At 61.0% G+C, this 20,141-nt stretch carries 20 protein-coding genes and 1 tRNA gene; 15 read left to right on the top strand and 6 right to left on the bottom strand.

What is annotated here, in order from left to right; all coding sequences use genetic code 11:
* The first annotated feature begins 183 nt into the window (after positions 1–183).
* From ABWV42_RS00105 to ABWV42_RS00035, 15 genes are all read left to right on the top strand, one after another.
* Complete coding sequence (locus tag ABWV42_RS00105) at positions 184–1,410, top strand: aminotransferase class V-fold PLP-dependent enzyme (RefSeq protein WP_353338362.1); 1,227 nt, start codon at positions 184–186, stop codon at positions 1,408–1,410.
* 207 nt (positions 1,411–1,617) lie between these two features.
* Complete coding sequence (locus ABWV42_RS00100; RefSeq protein ID WP_353338361.1) at positions 1,618–2,826, top strand: class I SAM-dependent methyltransferase; 1,209 nt, start codon at positions 1,618–1,620, stop codon at positions 2,824–2,826.
* Positions 2,827–2,829: 3 nt separating this feature from the next.
* Positions 2,830–3,276, top strand: a complete 447-nt coding sequence (locus tag ABWV42_RS00095; RefSeq protein WP_255107900.1) for a TrgA family protein — start codon at positions 2,830–2,832, stop codon at positions 3,274–3,276.
* Positions 3,277–3,280: 4 nt separating this feature from the next.
* A complete protein-coding gene (locus ABWV42_RS00090) occupies positions 3,281–4,405 on the top strand; it encodes an NUDIX domain-containing protein (protein ID WP_353338360.1) in 1,125 nt (374 codons plus the stop codon).
* A gap of 56 nt (positions 4,406–4,461) precedes the next feature.
* Complete coding sequence (locus tag ABWV42_RS00085; RefSeq protein ID WP_353338359.1) at positions 4,462–5,490, top strand: cysteine synthase A; 1,029 nt, start codon at positions 4,462–4,464, stop codon at positions 5,488–5,490.
* 8 nt (positions 5,491–5,498) lie between these two features.
* Entirely contained in the window at positions 5,499–7,901 is a 2,403-nt protein-coding gene (locus ABWV42_RS00080) for a DUF3772 domain-containing protein (RefSeq protein WP_353338358.1), read from the top strand.
* Positions 7,898–8,617, top strand: a complete 720-nt coding sequence (locus tag ABWV42_RS00075) for an alanyl-tRNA editing protein (protein ID WP_255107893.1) — start codon at positions 7,898–7,900, stop codon at positions 8,615–8,617. The genes ABWV42_RS00080 and ABWV42_RS00075 overlap by 4 nt, the downstream gene beginning before the upstream one ends.
* 73 nt (positions 8,618–8,690) lie before the next feature.
* A tRNA-Ser gene (locus ABWV42_RS00070) sits at positions 8,691–8,780 on the top strand.
* Positions 8,781–8,940: 160 nt separating this feature from the next.
* The gene (locus ABWV42_RS00065; RefSeq protein WP_353338357.1) at positions 8,941–9,525 is read left to right on the top strand and encodes a hypothetical protein; all 585 of its coding nucleotides are present in this window, start codon (positions 8,941–8,943) and stop codon (positions 9,523–9,525) included.
* 247 nt (positions 9,526–9,772) lie between these two features.
* Positions 9,773–10,954, top strand: coding sequence for a substrate-binding domain-containing protein (locus ABWV42_RS00060; RefSeq protein ID WP_353338356.1), 1,182 nt, complete (start codon positions 9,773–9,775; stop codon positions 10,952–10,954).
* A gap of 63 nt (positions 10,955–11,017) precedes the next feature.
* Positions 11,018–11,782 carry an ABC transporter ATP-binding protein gene (locus ABWV42_RS00055; protein ID WP_255107889.1) on the top strand — a complete coding sequence of 255 codons (765 nt, stop codon included), beginning with the start codon at positions 11,018–11,020 and terminating at the stop codon, positions 11,780–11,782.
* The gene (locus ABWV42_RS00050) at positions 11,775–12,497 is read left to right on the top strand and encodes an ABC transporter ATP-binding protein (protein WP_353338355.1); all 723 of its coding nucleotides are present in this window, start codon (positions 11,775–11,777) and stop codon (positions 12,495–12,497) included. Before ABWV42_RS00055 ends, ABWV42_RS00050 begins: the two co-directional genes overlap by 8 nt.
* Positions 12,497–13,528: a branched-chain amino acid ABC transporter permease gene (locus ABWV42_RS00045; protein WP_353338354.1), complete on the top strand. Its 1,032-nt coding sequence runs from the start codon at positions 12,497–12,499 to the stop codon at positions 13,526–13,528. Before ABWV42_RS00050 ends, ABWV42_RS00045 begins: the two co-directional genes overlap by 1 nt.
* A 10-nt stretch (positions 13,529–13,538) precedes the next feature.
* Entirely contained in the window at positions 13,539–14,591 is a 1,053-nt protein-coding gene (locus ABWV42_RS00040) for a branched-chain amino acid ABC transporter permease (RefSeq protein WP_353338353.1), read from the top strand.
* Positions 14,591–15,355 (top strand): alpha/beta fold hydrolase, encoded by a 765-nt coding sequence (locus ABWV42_RS00035; RefSeq protein WP_353338351.1) that lies wholly within the window; start codon positions 14,591–14,593, stop codon positions 15,353–15,355. Before ABWV42_RS00040 ends, ABWV42_RS00035 begins: the two co-directional genes overlap by 1 nt.
* 94 nt (positions 15,356–15,449) lie before the next feature.
* Here the strand turns inward: ABWV42_RS00035 and ABWV42_RS00030 are convergent, their stop codons facing one another.
* The 6 genes from ABWV42_RS00030 to ABWV42_RS00005 all read right to left on the bottom strand — a co-directional run bounded on the left by ABWV42_RS00030 (position 15,450) and on the right by ABWV42_RS00005 (position 20,087).
* Entirely contained in the window at positions 15,450–15,809 is a 360-nt protein-coding gene (locus ABWV42_RS00030; RefSeq protein WP_255107881.1) for a hotdog family protein, read from the bottom strand.
* Positions 15,809–16,162: a MaoC/PaaZ C-terminal domain-containing protein gene (locus tag ABWV42_RS00025; RefSeq protein WP_353338350.1), complete on the bottom strand. Its 354-nt coding sequence runs from the start codon at positions 16,160–16,162 to the stop codon at positions 15,809–15,811. Before ABWV42_RS00025 ends, ABWV42_RS00030 begins: the two co-directional genes overlap by 1 nt.
* Positions 16,159–17,646 (bottom strand): AMP-binding protein, encoded by a 1,488-nt coding sequence (locus ABWV42_RS00020; protein WP_353338349.1) that lies wholly within the window; start codon positions 17,644–17,646, stop codon positions 16,159–16,161. Before ABWV42_RS00020 ends, ABWV42_RS00025 begins: the two co-directional genes overlap by 4 nt.
* A gap of 5 nt (positions 17,647–17,651) precedes the next feature.
* Positions 17,652–18,419 carry an enoyl-CoA hydratase/isomerase family protein gene (locus ABWV42_RS00015; protein ID WP_353338348.1) on the bottom strand — a complete coding sequence of 256 codons (768 nt, stop codon included), beginning with the start codon at positions 18,417–18,419 and terminating at the stop codon, positions 17,652–17,654.
* Positions 18,416–19,003 carry a TetR/AcrR family transcriptional regulator gene (locus tag ABWV42_RS00010; protein ID WP_353338347.1) on the bottom strand — a complete coding sequence of 196 codons (588 nt, stop codon included), beginning with the start codon at positions 19,001–19,003 and terminating at the stop codon, positions 18,416–18,418. The genes ABWV42_RS00015 and ABWV42_RS00010 overlap by 4 nt, the downstream gene beginning before the upstream one ends.
* A 106-nt stretch (positions 19,004–19,109) precedes the next feature.
* Entirely contained in the window at positions 19,110–20,087 is a 978-nt protein-coding gene (locus ABWV42_RS00005) for an HpcH/HpaI aldolase/citrate lyase family protein (protein ID WP_353338346.1), read from the bottom strand.
* Positions 20,088–20,141: the final 54 nt, after the last annotated feature.

Below are 20,141 nucleotides of genomic sequence, written 5' to 3'. Positions count from 1 at the left end.
CAGGTCCGCGACTTGACCGGTTCCGCAAGCCCCGATAGCAATTTGCCATTGTCGCGTGATGCGCGGCTGCCCACGGAGAGACATCCCGTGCGGCTGGCTGGAAGACCTGCCGGATTGGGTAAATTTGCGCGCCCGTCTGGTCACCTGTCGGACCGGTGCGCTTCTGAGGACACAGGAGCGAAGATGACCTCACTCGATATCAACTGGGTCCGGGATCAGTTCCCGGCTTTTGCGGAACCTGCTTTGCAGGGGCAGGCGTTTTTCGAAAATGCGGGCGGGTCCTATACCTGCCAGCCGGTGATTGACCGCCTGATGCGGTTTTACCACCAGCGCAAGGTGCAGCCCTATGCGCCTTACGAGGCCTCGCGCCTTGGGGGTGAGGAAATGGACGAGGCCCGTCGCCGTCTTGCCGCGCTGATGGGGGTGGAGACAGATGAGCTGTCCTTCGGCCCGTCGACCACGCAGAACACCTATGTACTGGCGCAGGCCTTTCGGCAGTGGATGACACCGGGCGATGCGATCATCGTAACCAACCAGGATCACGAGGCCAATACCGGCCCGTGGCGGCGGCTGGCGGATGCGGGCATCGAGGTGCGCGAATGGCAGATTGATCCGGAGACCGGGCATCTTGACGTGGCAAAACTTGATGACTTGCTGGATGAGAAGGTGCGGCTGGTGTGTTTCCCGCATTGTTCCAACGTGGTGGGCGAGATCAATCCGGTGGCAGATATTGCCGCGCGGGCCCATGCGGCGGGGGCGTTTGTCTGCGTCGATGGTGTGAGCTATGCGCCGCACGGCCTGCCGGATGTGGGGGCGCTTGGGGCGGATATCTACCTGTTTTCAAGCTATAAAACCTATGGGCCGCATCAGGGCTGCATGGTGATCCGGCGCAACCTTGGCATGATGCTTCCCAATCAGGCGCATTATTTCAATGCCGACGTACTCTACAAGCGGTTCACGCCGGCAGGACCGGATCATGCGCAGGTGGCGGCCTGTGCGGGGATGGCCGATTATATCGACGCGATGGCGGCCCATCACGGGGTTTCAGCCGAGACCGATGCGGGGCGTGGCGAGGCGGTGCATGATCTGATGCGTGCGCAGGAGGTGACGCTGTTGCAGCCGGTGCTGGATTTCGCCAAGGCACGCAATTCGGTGCGACTGTTGGGACCGGATCATGCCGAGAAGCGGGCACCGACCGTGGCGCTGGCCTGTGAAAGATCGGCAGAGGATCTGGCCGCCGAGCTGGCCGGTCACGGCATCATGGCCGGAGGCGGCGATTTCTATGCGGTACGCGCGCTTGAAGCGCAGGGTGTCGATATGGAGAAGGGGGTGCTGCGCGTGAGTTTTGTACATTACACGTCGCAGGCCGAGGTCGACCAGTTGCTGAACGCGCTGGAAGCGGTGCTGTAAGTCCGCAGTCGCATCAGTAGAGGCGCCCTTGGGATGCCTCCGGCGGGAGTATTTACGGTGCATTTAAGCAAGGGCGTCCGGTTTCGGGCGCCCTTTTCCGTTTCAAGGCGCTGGAAACACAGTGTTTTCCCGGATTGGTATGAAAATCTTGCCGAATTGCGACAATCCGTCCTAGCATCGGGGCATAACCGCGAGGGGAGGAAGCGGATGATCCTGACGACGACCGAGGGGCAGGAGGGCCTGCCGAGGTATTTTTCCAACGTCTTTGATGTTGCCACCAAGATCAACCGGGGGCGGATCGATTTCGTGATGCCCGATGGGCGTGTGTTCCGGGCCGAGGGGCCGGAGGCGGGGCCTGTTGCGGAACTCAGGGTGCATGACGAGGATACCTTTGCCCGGTTGGTGCGCGAGGGGGATCTGGGGTTTTGCGATGCCTATATCGAAGGCGGGTGGAGCACACCGGACCTTCAGGCGTTTTTGGATTTCCTGCAAAGTGACAATGACGTGCTGTATGACGGGTTTCCCGGCATGTTTTTTGTCCGGATTTACGAACGTATGCGCCATTGGATGAACCGCAACACCAAGGAGCAGGCGAAGAAGAACATCTCGTATCACTATGATCTCGGGAATGAATTCTATGCCCTGTGGCTGGATGAGACGATGACCTATTCCTCGGCGCTGTTCCAGACGGGACAGGAGAGCATGGAGGCGGCGCAGACGGCGAAATATGCCTCGATGGTGGACGAGATGGGGGCACAACCCGGCGATCACGTGCTGGAGATCGGCTGTGGCTGGGGCGGGTTTGCCGAATATGCTGCTAGGGAGCGCGGGCTGCGGGTGACCGGGCTGACGATCAGCGAGGAGCAGCTGAAGTTTGCCGAGGAACGCATTGAAAAGGCGGGTCTTTCGCACCTTGTTGATTTCAAGCTTCAGGACTACCGCGATGAGCAGGGCCAATATGACGGGATTGCCAGTATCGAGATGTTCGAGGCGGTCGGAGAGAAGTATTGGCCGGCCTATTTCGAGACCGTGCGCGAGCGCCTGCGGCCCGGAAAACAGGCGACGTTGCAGATCATTACGCTGACCGAAGAGCGGTTTGAGACTTACAGGAAAGGTGTTGATTTTATACAGAAATACATATTTCCTGGTGGTATGCTGCCAAGCCGGGCAGCCCTGAAGGACGAGGTCGCCAGGGCCGGATTGCATTTCGTGAAATCGGTTGAATTCGGCGAGAGCTACAGCCAGACGTTGCGGCGCTGGCACGAGACATTCAATGCGCAGTGGGACCGGGTGCAGGAACTTGGGTTTGATGACCGGTTCCGGCGGATGTGGAATTTCTATCTCACCTCTTGCGCGGCGGCGTTTCACAGCGGAAACTGTGACGTGACACAAGTGACTATCAGCAGGCCGGAATAGCATATGCCCACAGGTTCGAAATTGGTTGCCGCCCTTTGTCTCGGGATCCTTGGTGCCGTGGTGGCAGAACTGGTGAAGGCGGTGATCCTGCGCGAAATCTCGATGAACTTTGGCTATTTCACACCGGTTTCGGCGGGTCTCGGCCTCTTTGTCGGTTGGAAAATGCTGGGGGCAAAGGCCGGGGGATCGGTGACCGATGCGATCAACAATGGCATCACATCGGTGATTGCCCTGCTGTTCCTGGGTCTGTTTGTGTTTGGCACTTACGAGATGCTGGACCAGGCGCTGCGCAATGCCTATTCGGAGCCGATGGAGGCGCTGCGCGGGATCATCCAGATCGCCATTGACTATGCGCGGTACCTGTTGGATGTGAAGGTGATTGCAGCCTTGGTGATCGGGGCGCTCCTGTCGGGGCTGCTTGCCGAGCTCGCCCATCGTCACTGGAGATAACCACGTGAAATCCCTGTTTTTCTACGGCACATTGCGACATGTGCCGCTGCTGTCGATCGTGCTTGGCCGGCCGGCGGACTTGATCGAGATGCGGGCGGCCAGCCTTGCGGATCATGCCGTGCACTGGGCCGACGGGCAGGCGTTTCCGATGATCGTGGAAGGTGGTGACGGGGCCGAAGGCGTGGTCGTGTCGGGCCTGCGCGATGAGGATGTGGCGCGTCTGAATTTCTACGAGGGCGGCTTTGACTATGCCCTGAAGCCGGTGACGGTGGACACTTCGGTGGGCGCCATTGCGACCGAAGTCTATTTCCCGGAGCCGGGAAGCTGGCCGCAGGGGGACCTCTGGAGCCTTGAAGCCTGGAGCGAGCGTTGGGGCGAGATGAGTTGCTATGCGGCGCAGGAAGTCATGGGGTATTTCGGCCAGAAGTCTGCGGGCGAGGTGGCCGATTTGTTCCCGATGATCCGTGCCCGGGCGACGGCAAAGGTGAATGCGAAGGCGCGCAACCTTGCGCACAGCCCGAGCGGGTTTGGCGCGCAGGACGCGCGGGTGCACAATGTGAACCGGCCTTATGTGAAATACTTCGCGCTGGATGAATACGACCTGACATTCCGCCGCTACGATGGCGGTCAGAGCGAGATGGTGAACCGGGCCGTATTCCTTGCGACGGACGCGATGATCGTGCTGCCCTATGATCCGGTGCGGGATCGGGTGCTGTTGGTCGAGCAGTTTCGCCCTGGCCCTCTGGCGCGGGGGGATGAGCGTCCGTGGCAGCTTGAGCCGATTGCGGGGCGGGTCGATGCAGGCGAGACGCCGGAGAAGACCGCCCATCGCGAGGCGCAGGAAGAGGCGGGGATCGAACTGCGGGAATTGCATGACGTGGCGCATTGCTATGCCTCGCCGGGGTGTTCGACCGAGTATTACGACATCTATATCGGGATTGCCGATCTGCCGGATGGCAGTGATGGCGTGTCGGGGCTTGAAAGCGAGGCGGAAGACATCAGATCCTACCTGTTCGGCTTTGAGGACCTGATGGAGATGGTGGACACCATGCAGGCGGTCAATGCGCCGCTGGTTCTGGCGGCCCTGTGGCTTGCACGGCATCGTGATCGGTTGCGCAACGCTGCTTGAGTTCGGGATGCGGGCGTCCTACACAGGATGCCAAGAGATTTAGAAGGAACGCGCTGATGCGAATTGCTGCCGACCTGGCTGCTGCCGTTGGAAACACTCCCCTGATCCGCTTGAACAAGGCCAGCGAGGCCACGGGCTGCGAGATCTATGGCAAGGCCGAGTTCATGAACCCCGGCCAGTCGGTCAAGGACCGGGCCGCGCTGTTTATCATCAAGGATGCCATTGCGCGCGGCGATCTGCGCCCGGGCGGGACCATTGTCGAGGGCACCGCGGGCAACACCGGGATTGGTCTTGCTCTGGTGGGCGCGTCCATGGGGTTCAAGACGGTCATCGTGATCCCGGAAACCCAGAGCCAGGAAAAGAAGGACATGATCCGTCTGGCGGGGGCCGAGCTGGTTCAGGTGCCGGCGGCGCCCTATTCGAACCCGAACAACTATGTGCGCTATTCCGGGCGTCTGGCCGAGGAACTGGCCAAGACCGAGCCGAACGGCGCGATCTGGGCGAACCAGTTTGACAATGTGGCCAACCGTCAGGCGCATATCGAGACCACGGGGCCGGAAATCTGGCAGCAGACCGAAGGCAAGGTTGACGGCTTTGTCTGTGCCGTTGGTTCGGGCGGGACGCTGGCCGGTGTGGGTGCCGCGCTTCAGCCGAAGGGCGTGAAGGTTGCGCTGGCCGATCCGGGCGGATCGGGCATGTTCAAGCTTTATACCGGTGAGGATCACGGTGGCGACTCGATCACCGAGGGCATCGGCCAGGGCCGGATTACCGCGAACCTGGAAGGGTTTACGCCGGATATGTGCTATAAGATTCCCGACGAGGAATCCCTGCCGGTGGTCTTTGGCCTCTTGCAGGAAGAGGGCCTGTGTCTTGGGGGGTCTTCCGGTGTCAACGTGGCCGGTGCGATCCGCATGGCCAAGGAAATGGGGCCGGGCCACACCATTGTGACGGTGCTGTGCGACTATGGTACGCGCTACCAGTCGAAGCTGTTCAACCCCGACTTCCTGCGTGAAAAGGGCCTGCCAACGCCGGAATGGCTGACGTCCGGTCCGGCGAGCATTCCGGGTGTTTTCGAGGACGTTTGAGGCCTGACATGACATTTCTGCGCCGTGCGCTTGCCGTTCTTCTTCTCGTTGTTCTACCGGGATTGAGCGGCCTTGCGGCGCAGACAGACCCGCCCGATTTCGAACGTTGGGGGCGGGTATCTGCGCGGGCCGCCGAAGCGATTGATGCGGGGCGGGCCTCGCAGGTGGCGATGGAAACCCTGCGCGGGCAGTTGGTGGACTGGCGGTCCACATTTGCCAATGCGCAATCGGCCTATTCGGTCAATATCCAGACCCTGAAAGCGCAGCTTGATCGCTTGGGGCCGGTGCCGGAAGGCGGTGACACCGAAGCCGTGGCCGCAGAGCGTGCGCGTCTGGAAACTGCGCTGGCGCAGGCACGCGAGCCGATCCTTCAGGCGGAACTTGCGGAAACCGAGGCCGATGAACTCATTGCCGGGGTCGACAAGGTCTTGCAGGAGCGCCGAACGGCCGAGCTCTTGCAACGGGGTCCGACACCGTTGAACCCCGCGAACTGGACATCAGGCTGGGATGCGCTTGCGCAGTCGATGGTGCATGTCATCGGCGAAGTCCGCACGGCCTGGGCCTATGAGTGGACCAACAAGGAATTCCAGCGCAATCTTCCGCGTATCCTGTTTCTCTTCCTGCTGGGCGCGCTCTTGGTGGTGCGTGGTCGCAACTGGACCGACCGGGCGCAGGCTTCATTGTATCAAGAGGGCATGTCGAGCGGCCGCTGGCTGGGGGGCTTCCTGATTTCGCTGGGGCACGTGATCCTGCCGCTGGTGGGCGTTTTCCTTGTGACCGAGGCGCTCTATGTCACCGATCTTGCGGGTATTCGCGGGGGCATCCTGTTGCAGGCGTTGCCGGTGGCGGCCTTCATGTCGTTGATGCCGGTCTGGATCGGTCGCCGGCTGTTTCCGATCCGCGAGGGAGAGCAGGGCGTTTTGGTTCTAAGCGAACAGCATCGTCGGGAAGGACGCTATGACTGTTTGCTGATCGGTGTGGTTCTTGGTGTCGAAACCATGATCCGGGACGTGTCGCGCTATGACAACTGGAGTGAGACCGCCTCTGCGGTCGTATATTTCCCGCTGATCCTTGTCTCCGGTCTTCTGATGTTGCGGTTCGCGCGCATCTTGCGGGCGCATGTCGATACCGTTCGGGCCGATGCAAAGGCCGACGGCGCGATTTCGGCGCAGGTGATCTCGTTGCTGGCCAAGGCGCTGCGGGCGGTCGCCATCGTTGGCATGGTGCTGGTGGCCGTGGGCTATGCCCGTGGCGCGGCGGCGCTGGTGTTTCCTGCGATCTACACGGTCTTCCTTGGCGGGTTGATCGGTATCCTGCACCGTGGGCTGATCCGGTTCCTGTCGCTCTTGTCCGGGGATCAGGAACGCGTTGAAAGTTCGTTGTGGTCGGTGCTTCTGGCCTTCCTTCTCTTGATCGCCGCCGTGCCGTTGGTGCTTTTGTTCTGGGGGGCGGGGCCGCAGTATATCTCTGAATTGATCCAGAAAATCGGCGCTGGCCTGCGGGTGGGCGATGTCACGATTTCGCCGCGCGAGGTGCTGATCTTCATCGCGGTCTTCGGGGTTGGCTATGGGCTGACGCGCCTTCTCCAGAGCACGCTGCGCAACTCGGTTCTACCGCGCACCAAGCTGGATGCGGGCGGGCAGAATGCGGTTGTGGCGGGTGTGGGCTATGTCGGCCTGACCGTGGCCGCAATCATCGCGATCCAGAACACCGGGATTGATCTTGGCTCGATCGCGCTGGTGGCCTCGGCGCTGTCTGTCGGGATCGGTTTCGGCCTGCAGACCGTGGTGTCGAACTTTGTCAGCGGTATCATCTTGCTGATTGAGCGTCCGATCGCCGAGGGCGACTGGATCGAGGTGAATGGCCAGATGGGCTATGTGCGCGATATTTCCGTGCGCTCGACGCGGATCGAGACCTTTGACCGGACCGATGTCATCATTCCCAACAGCGATCTCGTGGCGGGGACGGTGACGAACTATACCCGTGGCAACACGGTGGGGCGGGTGATCGTGCCCGTGGGCGTGGCCTATGGCACCGATCCGCGTTTGGTCGAGAAAATCCTGCTGGACGTGGCCAATGCCCATCCGATGGTGCTGGCGTCGCCTGCGCCCTATGTCGTGTTCCAGGGGTTTGGCGCCAGTTCGCTGGACTTTGAAATCCGCGCCATCCTGCGGGATGTGAACTGGGTTCTGAGCGTGCGGTCGGACATGAACTATGACATTGCACAGCGCTTCATGGAGGCGGGCATCGAAATCCCGTTCCCGCAACAGGATATCTGGCTGCGCAACCCCGAAAAACTGAACACATCCCATCCGGTGCAGGTCGAGCCCGTGAGCGTGCCGCAGAACGCGGCCATGCCGCCGGACCTGTCGGATGTGGACGCGCCGGATGGCGATGGAGGAGACCGATGAGCGAGTTGTTGTTCCGCGAGGATGCCTATCTGCGCGAGGCCGAGGCGGTTGTCGTAGCGCATACGCCGGAGGGCGGTATCGTTCTTGACCGCACGCTGTTCTATCCCACGGGCGGGGGGCAGCCGGGCGACAGCGGGATGCTGCGCTGGAGCGGGGGCGAGATGAAGATCGCCACCACCGTCAAGGCCGAGGGCGATCAGGTGGCGCTGGTGGCGGCCGAGCCGGCGGGGCTTCCTGCGGTGGGCACGACCGTGACGCAGGAACTCGACTGGGAGCGCCGCTATCGTCACATGCGCATCCACACCGCGCTGCATATCCTGTCGGTGGTGATTCCGCTGCCGGTGACGGGCGGGTCGATCAGCGCCGAGAAGGGGCGTCTTGACTTCGACATGCCAGATGCGCCGGAAGAGAAAGAGGCGCTGGACGAGGCGTTGAACGCGCTGATCGAGCTGGACCTGACCGTGGGGCAGGACTGGATCACCGATGATGAGTTGAAGGCCAATCCGGGGCTGGTGAAAACCATGTCGGTCAAACCGCCAATGGGGCAGGGGCGTGTGCGCCTTGTCTATATCGGCGAAGGGGCGAACCGGATCGACCTGCAACCCTGTGGCGGCACCCATGTGGCGAGGACCTCCGAGATCGGGCGGGTGCGGATTGGCAAGATCGAGAAAAAAGGCCGTCAGAACAGGCGCGTGAACCTGCATCTGGACAGCTGATTTCGACAAAACGCGCGAAGGGTGGTTTTGCCTCTTGCGCATCCCTTCCCTGAAACGCTAAAGAGCGTCGCACGGAGCGGTGGCCGAGTGGTCGAAGGCGCACGCCTGGAAAGTGTGTAGGCGGGAAACCGTCTCCAGGGTTCGAATCCCTGTCGCTCCGCCATTTCCCTTCTTTTTCTGTTTGTCCTGCGAGATGTGCGCCAAATACCGCAGTTGACACTGTGGCGTCAATTGGCGTCAGGTATAGGGGCGTGCCCTTCTGGGGCCATGAACGCTTTGCGCTGATCTACTCACTTTATTGCACCCTAAATTGAGAGACTAATATGATTGGGATTTCGAGGCACTTCGCAGTTTTGGTTTTCATAGTCGCGGTGCTCACAGGATGTGAAGCCTCCGCACTTGAGGTCACAAACAAGCTTGGGTTTGTCACTGTACGTGAGCAATGCTTGGCGGATTTCCCTCCGGAGAGTAGCCGAAACCTACAGCGCGTCGATTATCATCCCTATTTTCTAACGGATGTGAAAAACAGCGATCTCGAGATTTACACACTGGAAGATCGCGCCTTGTTTGTTGCACATGGCGACGATTCATGTGGTGCCCTGATCGTTTCCAAGAAACCAATCGAGGCGTTGCTCGAACCGGATGGGTGGTTGTTGGAGGTACATCTGGATGCGTTTTCGATGGAAATCGAACGCTTTTTGGATGTTGAGTGGGACAATTGCCTTGATGAACTCGAGGCCAACAAGATGCTTGCCGAAAAATACGCCAAAAAGACGGGCGCTCTAGCGAGCGACGTTGTCTACGTGTGCACTACGAAAATGGCTGTGAACACCTTCCAGGGGATCCTTCAAACGGGTTCGGGAGATATCAAGGTCTTTGTTTATGACAAGAATGTTTTTGTCTGGTGAAGACTGACCTTTGGTGATCCCACGGACCTGCACGTCGGTGTGACTGTGACAGGGACGCAGGGTTTTTGCTTCTGAATTTACTGACTCTTCCTCCCCGAAAATTGCGAAGGTTCATGCAGGCGGCGTGGGCGTTGGTGCAGCCTTCCTTTTGATTTCAAAGGAGATTGTGAAATCGAATATCCTTTCGTTGACATGAATGGTGATTCATGTTTCATTTTTGGTGCGACAAGGATGGGAGGAGTCTTTCTTGAAACGCTTTTTGAAACTCGGTGTAGCCACTGCCGTGCTGGCGCTTGCCACGGCGGCTTCGGCTGAAATTCGTATTGCTCATGTCTATGGCAAAACCGGCCCGTTCGAGGCCTATGCCAAGCAATCTCATGACGGCCTGATGATGGGCCTGGAATATGCAACCGGCGGGACCATGGAAATCAATGGTGAGCCGCTGGTAGTGATCGAAAAGGACACCCAGCTTGATCCGGCCAAGGGCCGCAGCCTGCTGGCGGAAGCCTATGGTGACGACGACGCGCATATCGCGGTTGGTCCGGTCAGCTCGGGCGTGGCGCTGGCGATGCTGCCGGTGGCCGAAGAATACGAGCGCGTGCTGATCGTCGAGCCTGCGGTGGCGGACTCGATCACCGGCAAGGCGTGGAACCGCTACATTTTCCGCACTGGCCGCAACTCGTCGCAGGACGCGATTGCCAACGCGGTTGCGCTTGGCGGCGAAGGGGTGACCATCGCGACGCTCGCGCAGGACTATGCCTTTGGCCGTGACGGCGTGGCCGCCTTCAAGGAGGCGCTTGAGGCGACCGGTGCCAAGATCGCGCACGAGGAATATGTGCCGACGGACACCACGGACTTTACCGCGGCGGCAGAGCGTATCTTTACCGCGATGGAAGGGGAAAGCGGCGCGAAGAAGCTGTTCCTGATCTGGGCCGGTGGCGGCAACCCGATGAGCAAGATCAACGCGATGGACCCCTCGCGGTTCGGCATCGAGATCGCGACCGGTGGCAACATCCTCGCGGCGCTGAAGGCCTACAAGGAAATGCCGGGTCTCGAAGGGGCGACCTATTACTACTATGAAATCCCCAGCAACCCGGTGAACGATTGGCTGGTTGAAGAGCACTTCAAGCGTCATGACAGCCCGCCGGATTTCTTCACCGCAGGTGGCATGGCAGCCGGTATCGCGGTTGTCGAGGCGATCAAGAAGGCCGGTGGCGCCGAGGATACCGACGCGCTGATCGGGGCGATGGAAGGCATGGAGTGGGAGACCCCGAAGGGCACCATGAAGTTCCGCGCCGAAGACCACCAGGCGATGCAGTCGATGTATCACTTCCGCACCGAAGTGCAGGACGGCAAGGATTACGGCGTACCGGTGCTGGTACGTGAGCTGGGCATGGACGAGATGAACATTCCGGTCCGCAATCAGTAACAAACCACGGGCGGGGCGCCTTTGCGCCCTGCCACTTTCGATTTTCCAACCAAGAGCGAAACCATGACCCAGACGCTTCTGGAAACCCACGGGCTCACCGTGCGGTTTGGTGGGCATGTGGCAGTGGATGCTGTCAGCAGCGCCTTTCATGCCGGTGAGTTGACCGCGATTGTCGGGCCGAACGGTGCGGGCAAGACCACATATTTCAACCTGATCTCCGGCCAGATTCCGGCCAGCGAAGGCCGTGTTGAACTGATGGGCGAGGACATCACCCGCCTGTCGGTGTCGGAGCGGTGCCATCGCGGTTTGGGACGGGCCTTTCAGCTGACCAACCTGTTTCCGGGGCTGAGCGTTCTTGAAAACGTGCGTCTGGCCGTGCAGGCGCACCGCGGGGCCGGGATGTCGCTCTTGACGATGGCGGACAGCCATACGGCGCTGACCACCGAGGCGATGTCGGTGCTTGAGCGGGTGCGGCTGGATACGCTGAAGGATCAGCTTGTTTCGGAACTGAGCCACGGCAACCAGCGCAAGCTGGAGGTTGCGATGCTGATTGCGATCGACCCCAAGGTTTACATGTTCGATGAGCCGACGGCTGGCATGAGCGTGGATGAGGCACCGGTGGTGCTTGATCTGATTGCAGAACTGAAGGCGGACCGGGATCGCACGATCCTGTTGGTGGAACACAAGATGGACGTGATCCGCGCGCTGGCGGACCGGATCATCGTGTTGCACAACGGCGCGCTTGTGGCGGACGGGGAACCGGGTGAGGTGATGGCGTCGGACGTTGTCCAGAACGCCTATATGGGCAAGGAGCTGGAAGATGTCTGAGGCGATCCTGACCCTTGAGGGCGTCTATACCGACATTGCCCAGTATCACATCCTGCATGGTGTCGATCTCGCGGTGCCGCGTGGTGCGGTGACCATGTTGTTGGGTCGCAACGGTGTTGGCAAGACCACGACATTGCGCACCATCATGGGGCTTTGGGTAGCCAAGCAGGGCCGTATCACCTTTGACGGGGAGGATATCACCCAGGCCGCCACACCGGCGCGGGCGCGGGCGGGTATCGGGTTTGTGCCCGAAGACATGGGCATTTTCACCGACCTGACTGTGGAGGAAAACATGATGCTTGCGGCGTCGTCCGGACCTTTGGATGCAAAGCGGTGCGAGTGGATTTTCGCGGCCTTCCCGCCGCTCAAGACCTTCTGGACATCGGAAGCCGGCAACCTTTCGGGCGGACAGAAGCAGATGCTGTCGATTGCCCGTGCGATGGCCGAAGACCGGTCCTTGTACCTGATCGACGAGCCGACCAAGGGCCTTGCGCCGGCGATTGTTTCGACGATGGCCTCGGCCCTGAAAGAGCTGAAGGCGCAGGGGGCGTCGATCCTGATGGTCGAGCAGAACTTTGGCGTCGCCAAGGCGATTGGCGACTATGCCGCGGTGATGGATGACGGGCGGATTGTCTGGACTGGCGAGATGCGTGAACTGGCAGAAAGCGCCCAACTGCAAGAGCAGTTGATGGGCCTGAGCATGGAGGCGGGATGATGACAGCAGCCCCCGATCATAAACCTACTTTTGCGGATGTTCCGCTATCCGCGCGGATCGCGCAAGCGATGCCGTTCCTGCTGATCCCGATCCTTGTGGTGTTCGGCTTTGTGGCCATTGGCAGCCCGTCCAGCTGGCTGACGCTGACCGTTTCGGGGCTGGCGATGGGGATGATGATCTTCATCATCGCCTCCGGCCTGACGCTGGTGTTTGGCTTGATGGACGTGATCAACTTTGGCCACGGCGCCTTTATTTCGGTTGGAGCCTTTGTCGGGGTCAGCGTGTTGTTTGCCTTTGGGCAATGGGCGGCGGCGCCCTCGCTTGTTCTGAACCTGACGGCGATCCTGCTTGCGGTTCTGGCGGCGATGGCAGTTACCGGCCTGCTTGGGTGGGCCTTCGAGAAGGTGATCGTAAAGCCGGTTTACGGTGCGCACCTCAAACAGATTCTTGTCACTGTGGGCGGCCTGATCGTGATCGAGCAGATGATCCACGTGATCTGGGGGCCGGAAGAGATTTTCCTGACGCGCCCGGAGATGTTCAAGGGGGCGGTGACCTTCTGGGGCGCGGCGCTTGAGAAATACCGCCTGCTGGCCGTGGCCGTCGGGTTGGTTCTGTTCGTGGCGATGCGCCTTGTGTTTCGCCGCACCAAGATCGGCCTGATCGTGCGGGCCGGTGTCGAGAACGGCGAGATGGTCGAGGCGCTTGGTTATCGGCTGCGGGTTGTCTTTGTCGGCGTGTTCATCGCGGGATCGGCGCTGGCCGGTCTGGGCGGTGTAATGTGGGGCCTTTACGAAGAGGTGATCACCGCAGGAATGGGCGAGGAGATGATGATCCTTGTCTTCATCGTGGTGATTATCGGCGGCCTTGGGTCGGTGGAAGGGGCCTTTATCGGCGCGCTTCTGGTGGGCTTGATGCAGAACTATATCGCCTTCCTCGAACCCAAGCTCGCGCTGATTTCAAACATCGGCCTGATGACCGTGATCCTGTTGTGGCGACCCCAGGGCATGATGCCCGTGGTCAAGGCGAAGTGAGGACCAAGAGATGATCATGTCCCTGATTTCCGGCGATGCGCCGCGTTCCAAGATCCTCACGCTGGTGTTGATCGCGATCTTCCTCGGGTTGGCGCTTGCGCCGTTCCTGTTCCCCGGTGTCCGGTCTCTGGACACTGCCGCGCGCATCGCGATTTTCATTGTGCTTGCCGCGAGTTATGACCTGTTGCTGGGCTATACCGGCGTCGTGAGTTTTGCCCACACGATGTTCTTCGGCATTGGCGCCTATGGGGTTGGCCTTGCCTCGCAGCACATGGGGCGCGGCTTTGGCGCGCTGATTGTCGGCTCTCTCTCCGGTGCCTTGCTTGCGGCGGCGCTGGCCTTTGTGATCGCGCTGTTTTCGCTGCGTGTACGGGCGATTTTCTTTGCGATGATCACCCTTGCGGTGGCATCCGCCGTGGCGGTGCTGGTCAGCCAGCTGTCCTGGCTGACGGGTGGCGAAGACGGGTTTACCTTCAAGATCCCCCGCGCGCTTGGTCCGGCCAACCGGATGGGAGAATTTGCCGGTGTGAAGATCAATGGCAAGCTGCTGAACTACTATGTGGTGTTCTTCTGCTCGCTCATGTTGTTCCTGCTGATGCTACGGGTGGTGAATTCCTCCTTTGGGCGGGTGTTGCAGGCGATCCGTGAAAACGATTTCCGCGCCGAGGCGATTGGCTATCGCGTGGTGGCTTACCGGACGATTGCGACCTGTCTGTCGGCGGCGATTGCGGCGCTGGCGGGGAGCCTCTTTGCCCTGTGGCTGCGCTATGTCGGGCCGGACACGACGCTGAGCTTTGCGATCATGCTGGATATCCTCTTGATGGTGGTGATTGGCGGCATGGGCACGATCTGGGGCGCGGCCATCGGGGCGACGCTTCTGGTGCTGGCGCAGACCTATTTGCAGGACCTGATGGGAAGTGCGGCGGCGGCGACCGAGGCGATCCCGCTGTTGTCGCGCCTGCTTGATCCCGATAGGTGGCTTTTGTGGCTGGGCGTTCTGTTCATCCTGAGTGTGTATTTCTTCCCGACGGGGATCGTGGGGCGCTTGCGGTCCGGTAAATGATGACGACCAAATCTAACGACCGGCCAGTCCTGTTCCTGCATGGGTGGACGATGCGGGGATCGGTGTTCGATCCGCTTGTTGACGCCCTTGGACCACGGGCCATGGCCCCGGATTTTCCCGGCCATGGCGACAATACGGACCATCCGACCGGCCTTGATTCTTGTGTTGCGCAGGTTGATGCGTTGATCCGTGCCACGGGGCGTGAGGACGTTCTGTTGGTGGGATGGTCGATGGGGGCGGCGGTGGCGTGGTCCTACATCCGCGATCACGGGACTGCGCGTCTGTCTGGCCTCGTGACCCTCGACATGAGCCCGCGTCCGGCAAATGGATCGGATTGGGATTTGGGCCTGCTTGGCTCAACGCCGGAACGCCTTGCAGCCTCGACCCGCGAAATCCACGAAGACTGGGCCAGTGCTGCGGAAAAGATCGCCACGACCATGTTCGCAACCCGCGAGGGCGCGCCGGCGTTTTCGCGTGATGCCGCGCTTTTGCAGGTGCTGTCGAATGATCCCGCGATCATGGCGGCCTATTGGGATGACCTGATGGCGCTGAATCTGTGGGACGTGGTTGCCAGGGTCGATGTTCCCTGGCTGGTTGGCTACGGCGAAAGGAGCCGTGTCTACCCGGAGGCGACGGCGCTCTGGATGGCGAACACCGCGCAGCAAGCGCATGCTGTCGGGTTTGCGCAGTCGGGGCATTCGGCGAACCTCGAGGAGCCGGAGGCATTTCTGGCCGCGCTTCAGGCGTTTGAAGACGGTCTTTGATCGCCCGTCCCCTGTTTTTCGATCTACCCAACGGCAGAGGGCTGTGCCTGCTTTTCAGCGGACACAGCCCTTTGTTTGTCGTCTCACGATGTGATTATACGTGACCGGTGTCGGCGTATTTCACCAGAGACCGGCCTTCGGCGACAACGGTGCCGTCGGGCAGGGTGGCCTTGGCCCAGAGATCCACGATCTGTTTTTCGGGCCGCAGGCGGGTGACTTCGACCGAAGCGGTCAGAGCCATGTCCAGCGGGGCCTTTTCGGGGAAGGCGATCTCTTGTTTCAGGTAGTTGGTGCCAGGGCCGGGCAGTTTGACGCCTAGGAGATAGGAAAACAGCGCCGCGATCAGGGGTTCGGGCACCTGGCCCTCAGTTCGGCCCGATGCGAGCGCGTCATATCCCGCGATGTCCTCGGGGGTGAAGGTGCGGGTCAGTTCCGCCTTTTGTCCAACCTCCATTATGCGACCTCCGCTTCGCCAAGAAAGACCTCTGCGCCATCGGCAACCCGAACCGCGCGCATCTCGACATGGCCGGGAATGGCGCCGGTGACCATGAGGCGGATGTCTTCGCCGGTATAGGTGGGGTTCGGGAACATCATCTTCTGTTCCACCGACCGCGCGCCGGGGTGATGGGCGCAGACCATGCCCCAGAGTTTCGAATAGATCAGCATGCCGTGGCTGACCGTGCGTCCGAAGGCCGAGTTGCGCGAAAACTCTTCGTCGACGTGGATCGGATTGTCGTCGCCGGAGACTTTGGCGAAGAGGTTGAAATCATCCTGAGTGGGGCGCCAGATGGCGCTGAGCTCGGTCATGCTGAGAATTCCTTGCGAAGATCGGGTTTGCGGATTTTGCCGGCGGCTGTGCGGGGGAAATCGTCAACCTGTGCGACGTGCGCCGGCACCTTGTAGGCGGCGAGGCGTTCGCGGCACCACAGGCGCAGGGCTTCGCCATCAATTGCGTGGCCGGGGCGGGGCATCAGGTAGGCTGCGCCAACCTCGCCCCACTTGTTGTCGGGCACGCCGATCACGGCCGCCTCGAGGACATCGGGATGTTGCACGAGGATGCGCTCAACCTCGGCCGGATAGACGTTTTCGCCGCCCGAGATGTACATGTCCTTGATGCGGTCGACGATGAAATAGAACCCGTCCGCGTCGCGATGGCCGACATCGCCGGTCTTGAGCCAGCCATCCTTGGTAAATGCGCCTCTGGTGGCCTCGTCATTCTGGTAGTAGCCGGGGGTGATGTTGGGGCCGCGAAACTGTATTTCGCCCTCGCCGGTCTCGCCGTCCACCACGCCGTCGAGGCGGCATTCGGTGAGCATTTGCGGCCGCCCGACCGAACCGATCTTAGCCTCGGCGTTTGCCTCGTCCATCAGGAACACCGTGGGGCCGGTTTCCGTCATGCCGAAACCGTTTAGAACGCGGGCGCCCCGGTCGGCGAAAAAGCGGATCAGGGGTTCTGGCAGGGGCGCACCACCACAGCCGCAGCGGATGGTGGCCCATTCGACGCGATCAATGTCGGGTGACAGGCTGAGGGCCTGGTAGATGGCGGGAACGCCGAAGAACTGGCTGATGTCGCCCGCCTGAAGCATGGTCAGAACGGTGGCATCATCGAATTTGGACAGAACCGTGGAGCACCCGCCGCTAAGGAACACAGGCAGGGTGTAGAGGTTGATGCCAGCGGTGTGGAACAGGGGCAGGAAGTTGACCGCACGGTCCTGGCTGGTGAGGTCGATGGCTTGCCCGATGTTGACGGCATTGGCCCAGCTCATGCGGGCGGTCTGGATCACCGCTTTGGGGCGGCCTGTGGTGCCGGAGGTGAACAGCAGGTACCAGAGCCTGTCGGCGGGGATGACGCCTGCAGAGCCATCGGTGCCGGCGTCGATCCATTCGCTGACCTGCCCCTCGAACGCGACGGCCGGGACCGAGAAGGCCTCGGCCACGTCATAGGCCGGTCCGGCGAAGGTGGTGTCATGCAGGATGACACGTGGCGGAAACGGGGCCAGCGTGTCGATCAGTTCGGGGGCGGGTTGACGCCAGTTCAGCGGGCACAGGACCAGACCGGATTTCTGGCAGGCAAAGAGCGCAATGAAGAAGGTTGTCGTATTGGGGCAGAGGATCGCGACACGGTCGCCTTCGGTCAGGCCCATGTCCGTCAGGCCCGCCGCCATGCCATTGGCGGCGCGGTTGACCTCGGCAAAGCTCCAGTTCCGGCCGTTGGCCTGTTCCACAAAGGCGATGCGGTCAGGCGTGATCTCGGCACGCTTGGCGGCCATGTCGGTGACGATGTCGAACATGTGTTTCAGGCCTCTTGTGGCGTCAGGAATGCGGTCATGCCCTGAAGGGTGTCGGGCTGGTCAATGCGTTGGAAAAAGGCTTCGGTCTCGGCCTTGAGACGGCGATCGAGACGGGCAAGGCGTTCGGCATCCCAGACGAGGGTTTTGGCGGTTGCAAGCGTTGCCAGATTGACGTCGTCCAGAAGCGAAAACGCCTTTGCCTCGGGGGTGTCGGAGACGTGGCTCGCGAGGCCAAGGGCGCGCAGGTCGGCGCAGGATTTGCGCGCGTCTTCCTGAAGCCATGCCAGGGCAGGTCCGGCACCGATCCGTTCCGGCAGAAGGGCTGTCCAGCCGCCGTCAGGGGCAAAGCCGACGCGGGCGTAATAGGGCTGTACAAAGGTGGTTGGGTGGATGACGGCCAGATCGGAGGCAAAGAGAAACCCGCATCCGCCGCCCGTGTTGGCACCACGTGCGGCGATGACGACGGGGGCGGGCAGGGCGGTGAGACGCAGGACGATCTCTTGCAGGACAGGCACGACGCTTTGGGTATAAGCCTTGCCTTGGCCGGCCTTGACCGCTTCGAAGAAGCGCGCCACGTCACCGCCGGAACAGAAGTTGCGCCCGGCCGTCATGACAAGGGCGCGCGGCGCGGTGGCTTCGATCCGGTCCATTGCCGCACGGATGATATCCAGAAACACCGGCTCAAGCGCATTGGCGCGGGGTGCCGAGAGCTTCAGGTGCCAGATACCGTCGCGGTGCTCGGCCAGGGACAGGAGATCGCTTCCTTGCGTCACGGGGCCAATCCGTTCTTGATCATGTCGAAGGCTTCGTCGGTGACGGCGTCAAGATCGGCGCTCTGGTCAAGCAGGACGTAGCGGTCGCCAAGGTTCTTGGCGATGCCCATGAGAACCCAGGCGCGGACTTCGGCGTTGCCGGGGCTGATCTCGCCGGACGCGGCGGCTTTTTCAAGCTGGTCGCGGTAGCCCTGTTCGAATTGCGAGAAGTAGTCTCGATAGGCCTCGGGATCGACAAAACGGGCCTCTTCAACAATGCGATAGAGGTGAGGGCGTTCGGACACAAAGCCGAGAAAGGCGCGCAGCCCTAGGCGTTCGGCTTCGAGACGATTTGGGGCGCTTGAGGTGGCCTCGCTCATTACTTTCCGGATGAGAGCACCCATTTCCAGAACAAGTTCTCTGAAAACATCGGCCTTTGACGCGAAATAGAGGTAGAATGTGCCTTGGGCTGTACTGGAATCGCGGGTGATGTCGGCGATGGATGCGGCGGCATAGCCCTTTTCGCCGATGACTTTCTCGGCAGAGCGGAGCAGGATTTCGCGGCGAGCGGTGCCGCGTTTTGTTTTAGGTGCTTGCATGGTCATGAAATATGAATACTGATTCATGTTTCACTTTGCAAGAATTTCAGGCAACCATGAAAAAGGCCCGGACAAAATGTGGCCGGGCCTGTCTCGCTTTCGATGATTTTGCTTAGTTGCCTGCGATCTGCTTGGCTTTCTCCACTAGCACTTCGGCCTGACGGATCGACGCATAGTCAATCAGGCGACCGTCGAGAGAGACTGCGCCTTTTCCGGCGGCTTCCGCTTCGGCCATGGCTTCGAGGATGCGCTTGGCCTTGGTGACCTCTGCCTCGGAAGGCGACATGACTTCGTTGGCCAGCGCGATCTGCGAGGGGTGGATGGCCCATTTGCCTTCACACCCAAGAACGGCGGCGCGTTTGGCGGCGGCGCGGTAGCCATCGGCATCCTGGAAGTCGCCGAAGGGGCCGTCGATCGGGCGCAGGCCATTGGCACGGGCCGCCACGACCATACGGGCCAGCGCATAGTGCCACATGTCGCCCCAGTGGGTTTCACGCGCGCCGTCGGCGGCCGGATCGGTCAGGACCGAATAGTCGGGGTTCACGCCGCCAATGATGGTGGTGCGGGCGCGGGTCGAGGCCGCATAGTCGGCGACGCCGAAGTGCAGGCTTTCGTTCCGCTTGGAGGCGGCGGCGATCTCGTGCACGTTCTGCATGCCAAGCGCGGTTTCGATGATGTGTTCGAAACCGATGCGCTTTTTCAGGCCCTTGGCGTCTTCGATCTGGGTGACCATCATGTCGACGGCGTAGACGTCGGCGGCGGTGCCGACCTTGGGGATCATGATCAGGTCGAGGCGTTCACCGGCCTGTTCGACCACGTCGACCACGTCGCGGTACATGTAGTGGGTGTCGAGACCGTTGATGCGCACCGACATGGTCTTGTTGCCCCAGTCGATGTCGTTCAGGGCTTCGATGATGTTCTTGCGGGCCTGTTCCTTTTCGTCCGGCGCAACCGCGTCTTCGAGATCAAGGAAGATCACGTCGACGTCCGATTGGGCGGCTTTTTCGAACATGCCGGGCTGGCTGCCGGGAACGGCCAGTTCGGAACGGTTGAGACGGCCGGGGGCCTGCTCGATGGGGAAGAAACTCATGTGTTGGACTCCTGGAATGCGTTAATGCGCGTGGTTTTTCAGTGGTTCGGATAG

It is taken from the genome of Pelagimonas sp. KU-00592-HH (assembly GCF_040369695.1).
Taxonomy (GTDB): domain Bacteria; phylum Pseudomonadota; class Alphaproteobacteria; order Rhodobacterales; family Rhodobacteraceae; genus Shimia.
Note: the sequence above shows the minus strand (reverse complement) of the source record. Positions and strands in the feature narration are given on the sequence as shown.

Bases quoted from the DNA above. Each gene is read 5' to 3' on its own strand.
- ABWV42_RS00085 (WP_353338359.1), top strand. From the start codon at position 4,462: ATGCGAATTGCTGCCGACCTGGCTGCTGCCGTTGGAAACACTCCCCTG.
- ABWV42_RS00105 (WP_353338362.1), top strand. From the start codon at position 184: ATGACCTCACTCGATATCAACTGGGTCCGGGATCAGTTCCCGGCTTTT.
- ABWV42_RS00005 (WP_353338346.1), bottom strand. From the start codon at position 20,087: ATGAGTTTCTTCCCCATCGAGCAGGCCCCCGGCCGTCTCAACCGTTCC.
- ABWV42_RS00065 (WP_353338357.1), top strand. From the start codon at position 8,941: ATGATTGGGATTTCGAGGCACTTCGCAGTTTTGGTTTTCATAGTCGCG.
- ABWV42_RS00025 (WP_353338350.1), bottom strand. From the start codon at position 16,162: ATGACCGAGCTCAGCGCCATCTGGCGCCCCACTCAGGATGATTTCAAC.
- ABWV42_RS00020 (WP_353338349.1), bottom strand. From the start codon at position 17,646: ATGTTCGACATCGTCACCGACATGGCCGCCAAGCGTGCCGAGATCACG.
- ABWV42_RS00035 (WP_353338351.1), top strand. From the start codon at position 14,591: ATGACGACCAAATCTAACGACCGGCCAGTCCTGTTCCTGCATGGGTGG.
- ABWV42_RS00080 (WP_353338358.1), top strand. From the start codon at position 5,499: ATGACATTTCTGCGCCGTGCGCTTGCCGTTCTTCTTCTCGTTGTTCTA.
- ABWV42_RS00095 (WP_255107900.1), top strand. From the start codon at position 2,830: ATGCCCACAGGTTCGAAATTGGTTGCCGCCCTTTGTCTCGGGATCCTT.
- ABWV42_RS00100 (WP_353338361.1), top strand. From the start codon at position 1,618: ATGATCCTGACGACGACCGAGGGGCAGGAGGGCCTGCCGAGGTATTTT.
- ABWV42_RS00075 (WP_255107893.1), top strand. From the start codon at position 7,898: ATGAGCGAGTTGTTGTTCCGCGAGGATGCCTATCTGCGCGAGGCCGAG.
- ABWV42_RS00050 (WP_353338355.1), top strand. From the start codon at position 11,775: ATGTCTGAGGCGATCCTGACCCTTGAGGGCGTCTATACCGACATTGCC.
- ABWV42_RS00030 (WP_255107881.1), bottom strand. From the start codon at position 15,809: ATGGAGGTTGGACAAAAGGCGGAACTGACCCGCACCTTCACCCCCGAG.
- ABWV42_RS00040 (WP_353338353.1), top strand. From the start codon at position 13,539: ATGATCATGTCCCTGATTTCCGGCGATGCGCCGCGTTCCAAGATCCTC.
- ABWV42_RS00055 (WP_255107889.1), top strand. From the start codon at position 11,018: ATGACCCAGACGCTTCTGGAAACCCACGGGCTCACCGTGCGGTTTGGT.
- ABWV42_RS00045 (WP_353338354.1), top strand. From the start codon at position 12,497: ATGACAGCAGCCCCCGATCATAAACCTACTTTTGCGGATGTTCCGCTA.
- ABWV42_RS00010 (WP_353338347.1), bottom strand. From the start codon at position 19,003: ATGACCATGCAAGCACCTAAAACAAAACGCGGCACCGCTCGCCGCGAA.